The organism is Arthrobacter sp. I3, from assembly GCF_000520575.1.
Taxonomy (GTDB): domain Bacteria; phylum Actinomycetota; class Actinomycetes; order Actinomycetales; family Micrococcaceae; genus Arthrobacter; species Arthrobacter humicola_A.
In genome coordinates this window covers 118866-122926 of the sequence record NZ_KI914945.1, presented here as the reverse complement: position 1 = coordinate 122926, position 4061 = coordinate 118866, and the positions used below count along the sequence as shown (strand labels likewise).

Genomic DNA, 4061 nt, shown 5'->3' with positions numbered 1-4061 from the left:
GAGGCCGGCCCGCCCGAGGCCCTGCCGATCGAGCAGAACGTGCAGATGCGGCTCAAGGGCGGCCGCACCGCGAAGCGCGCCGTCGTGGCCGAAAAGCTGGAACTGACCGGCCTGATGAAGCCGTTCTCCACCGAAATCTGGTTCGGCGACCGGGTGGGCGTCCTTGGGTCGAACGGTTCGGGCAAGAGCCACTTCCTGCGCCTGCTCGCCACCGGCGGCACGGATCCGGAGCGGGAGCACCTGCCGGTGTCCGACGTCGAGATCGCGGAGGTGCCGCACGAGGGCACCGTGAAACTCGGCGCCAGGATCCGGCCCGGCTTCTTCGCCCAGACCCATGTCCGGCCCGACCTGCTGGGCAAGACCCTGCTCGAAATCCTGCACCGGGGCGACGAGCACCGCTCGGGCATGGGCCGCGAAGCCGCCGCCGGGGCGCTGGACGGCTACGGGCTGGCGGGGCAGTCCGAGCAGAAGTACGAATCCCTCTCCGGCGGCCAGCAGGCCCGGTTCCAGATCCTGCTGCTGCAGCTCTCCGGCGCCACGCTGCTGCTGCTCGACGAGCCCACGGACAACCTGGACCTGCACTCAGCCGAGGCCCTGGAACGGGCGATCGACCACTTCGAAGGCACCGTCCTGGCGGTCACCCACGACCGCTGGTTCGCCCGCACCTTCGACCGCTTCCTGGTCTTCGGCTCCGACGGCAGGGTCTACGAGTCCGCCGAACCGGTCTGGGACGAAAAGCGCGTAGAGCGCGCCCGCTGACCCCACAGGGGCCATCATCTGCGCAACAAATGATTAAATGATCACCAGCAGCTAGCATTTGAGCATGAACACTGATGAGCGGCACCGCCTGATCGGCGGACTGCTGCGCGACCGGGAGCACGTGACGGTGGACGAGCTCATCGCCGCCTGCGGCGCCTCCGGTGCGACCGTCCGACGCGACCTCGACATCCTGGCCCTGCACGGCGTGCTGCGACGGGTCCACGGCGGAGCCAGGAGCCTGGTTTTCGGCGGTGAAAACCCGGAATACGGCCAACGCGAGCTGGAGGACCACACCGCCAAGGTGCGGATCGCTGCCGGGGTGGCGGCCATGCTTCCGGACCGCGGACACGTCTGGCTGGACAGCGGCACCACCGCCACGGAGATCGCCCGCCAGTTGCGCCAGCGTGAGATGACGATCATGCCGATGTCGCTGCGGGCCGTCACCGCGCTGTCCCCGGACGATGCTCCGGCCGGGCGCCGCCCCGAGCTCCTGATGCCCGGCGGCAGCCTCGTCCCCGGTGAACTTTCCTTCCGCGGTCCCATGACGGAATCCAACATCCGCTCGCTGCGCTTCGACGCCGCCGTCGTCACGCCCTGCGCCCTGAATCTCAAGGACGGGCTGTTGGCCCACGACCTCGACGACGCTGCCGTAAAGCGCGCCGGCCTGGAATCCGCGGCCCGGGTGATTGTCGCCTGTGCCGGAGCCAAATGGAACGCCAGCGCCGTCGCCCTCGTCGCCTCCCTGGACGCCGTGGACGCCATCGTGACCGACCGGCCGTTCAGCCCTGAAGAACTTGACCAACTCGCCCAACATTCGGTGGAAGCAGTGATCGTATGACCAGTACCGCAACCGTTCCGCAGCTGAAGGCTGCCACCGGGGCGACGTTCCTTGTCTTCGGGATCAATGGATTGGTCTTCGCCAGTTGGGCAGCCCGGATCCCCGCGGTGACGGAGATCCTGCACATCACCGCGGGCCAGATGGGAACCCTGCTGCTGTGCTTGGCGGTCGGTTCGCTGATCGCCCTGCCGACGGCCGGGTTCGTCGTCGGCCGGATCGGCACCGCCAACACCGTCCGCGGCGCCGGACTGGTGGCAGCGGCGGCCGGCGTCGGCGTGGCGCTGTCCCTGATGGCGGCCTCCGTCCCGGGGACGGCGATTGCCCTGTTCTTCTTCGGCATCGGCGTCGGCTTGTGGGATGTTTCGCAGAACATTGAAGGTGCCGACGTCGAACACCGGCTCGGGCGCACCATCATGCCGCAGTTCCACGCAGCCTTCAGCGGCGGCGCGTTCGTCGGCGCCCTGATCGGGGCCGGACTGTCCACCCTGGGGGTCGGGCTCCCGGAGCACCTGCTGGTCATCGCCGCCGTCGTCGCCGTACTGACCACGGTGGCCCCCCGGTATTTCCTGCCCCATCTGCCTGCCGAGGCACCCGCTCCAGGGGACGCGGAGCACGGCAAGGGCGGTTCGGCCTGGCGGGACGGCCGCACCCTGCTGATCGGCGTCGTCGTCCTCGGCGCCACCCTGACTGAAGGCGCCGGCAACGACTGGATTGCCAAGGCCTCGGTTGACGGCCTGGGCGCTGAACAATCCACGGGGGCGCTCCTGTTCGCCGCCTTCGTGCTGGCCATGACGGCCATGCGCTTCTTTGGTGGCCGCGCGATCGATGTCTACGGCCGCGTGGCCGTGCTGCGCGCCAGCATGGCAGCGGCAACGGCGGGCCTTTGCCTCTTCGTGTTCGCTGGCACCATCTGGCTGGCCGCGGCCGGTGCCGTGCTGTGGGGCGTGGGGGCCGCCCTCGCGTTCCCGATCGGGATGTCCGCCGCGGCGGACGACCCCAGGAAGGCGGCCGCCCGGGTGTCCGTCGTGTCCACGCTGGGCTACATTGCATTCCTCGCCGGGCCGCCCCTGTTGGGCTACCTGGGCGATGTGACCGGTATCAGGACCGCCCTGCTGGCGATCGGGATTCCGATTGTGGTGGCGCTGGTCCTGGCCGGAGCCGCGAAGCCGCTGCCCGCGAGGTAGCAGTATGGTGGTCCAATGCGAACCATGCTGAGGAAGGCCCCCGGCCGCCTGTCGAAATTCGACCGCAAACTGGTGGGCGCCGTCTCCAATCTGCCGGGAGGAGGCCATGACGACTTCTTCCGCCGTCTGTCCGCCGCCGCCAACAAGGGCAAACTCTGGTTCGGCGTTGCCGGAGCCATGGCCCTGGTGCCCGGCAAGACGCGCCGGGCAGCAGTGCACGGACTCATCGCGCAAGGCGCCGCCTCGGCGGTGACCAACGTCGTGTTCAAGACCCTCCTGCCCCGGGCCCGCCCCCTGCCCGAACACCTTCCGGTCTTCCGCTTCGTGAACCCGCAGCCGACGAGTTCGTCGATGCCGTCGGGACACTCCGCCTCCGCGGTGGCTTTCGCACTCGGGGTCGGCATGGTCCGCCCGGCCCTGGGTGCGGCGCTTGCCCCCCTCGCGGCCGGAGTGGCCTACTCCCGGGTCCACACCGGGGCCCACTGGCCCTCGGATGTGCTGTTCGGGTCCGCGATCGGCGCCGGCGCGGCCATGGTGACGCGGAAGTGGTGGCCCGTCCGGCCACCGTTCCCGGAAACCCGCCGCGGCGCCGCCCCGGCCGCGGAACTCCCGGACGGCCAGGGGCTCGGCATCGCGGTCAACACCCTCGGCGGGTCCTATGCTGACGAGACTGCCGACGCCCTGCAAAAAGTATTCCCTAAGGCGTATATAAAGGAAATCGGGCCCGATGAGTCCGTCGACGCGGGCATCGCCCAGGTCGCGACCCGGCCGGGCATTGCGGCCCTGGGCGTCTGGGGCGGCGACGGGACCGTGGGCGCCGCGGCGGCCGCCGCCGTCGAACGTTCCCTCCCGCTGCTGGTGCTCCCCGGCGGCACGCTGAACCATTTCGCCCGCGACGCCGGAACCCCCACCCTGGCGGACGCCGTGCAGGCGGCGTCGCGCGGCGAGGCCGCCGTCGCCGACGTCGGCCACGTGAGTGTCGAGCGCGGGCTCCCCGACAGCCCGGAGCACCTCGAGCTGATCATGCTCAACACGGCCAGCATCGGCCTCTACCCGAACCTGGTCCGCCGGCGGGAGCAGCTCCGCTGCTGGTGCTCCCCGGCGGCACGCTGAACCATTTCGCCCGCGACGCCGGAACCCCCACCCTGGCGGACGCCGTGCAGGCGGCGTCGCGCGGCGAGGCCGCCGTCGCCGACGTCGGCCACGTGAGTGTCGAGCGCGGGCTCCCCGACAGCCCGGAGCACCTCGAGCTGATCATGCTCAACACGGCCAGCATCGGC

General features: G+C 70.4%; 3 protein-coding genes and 2 pseudogenes. All 5 read left to right on the top strand.

The window, feature by feature from the left end; translation table 11 throughout:
• The coding region (locus tag Y706_RS26240; protein ID WP_043436390.1) for an ATP-binding cassette domain-containing protein at positions 1–759 on the top strand (759 nt) is incomplete at its 5' end.
• 64 nt (positions 760–823) lie between these two features.
• Complete coding sequence (locus Y706_RS0117660) at positions 824–1597, top strand: DeoR/GlpR family DNA-binding transcription regulator (RefSeq protein WP_028277647.1); 774 nt, start codon at positions 824–826, stop codon at positions 1595–1597.
• Complete coding sequence (locus Y706_RS0117655; RefSeq protein WP_028277646.1) at positions 1594–2781, top strand: MFS transporter; 1188 nt, start codon at positions 1594–1596, stop codon at positions 2779–2781. Before Y706_RS0117660 ends, Y706_RS0117655 begins: the two co-directional genes overlap by 4 nt.
• A 15-nt stretch (positions 2782–2796) precedes the next feature.
• Positions 2797–3867, top strand: a pseudogene (locus Y706_RS26235) (phosphatase PAP2 family protein); the annotation flags it as partial.
• Positions 3868–3872: 5 nt separating this feature from the next.
• A pseudogene (locus tag Y706_RS29405) lies at positions 3873–4061 on the top strand (PA-phosphatase); the annotation flags it as partial.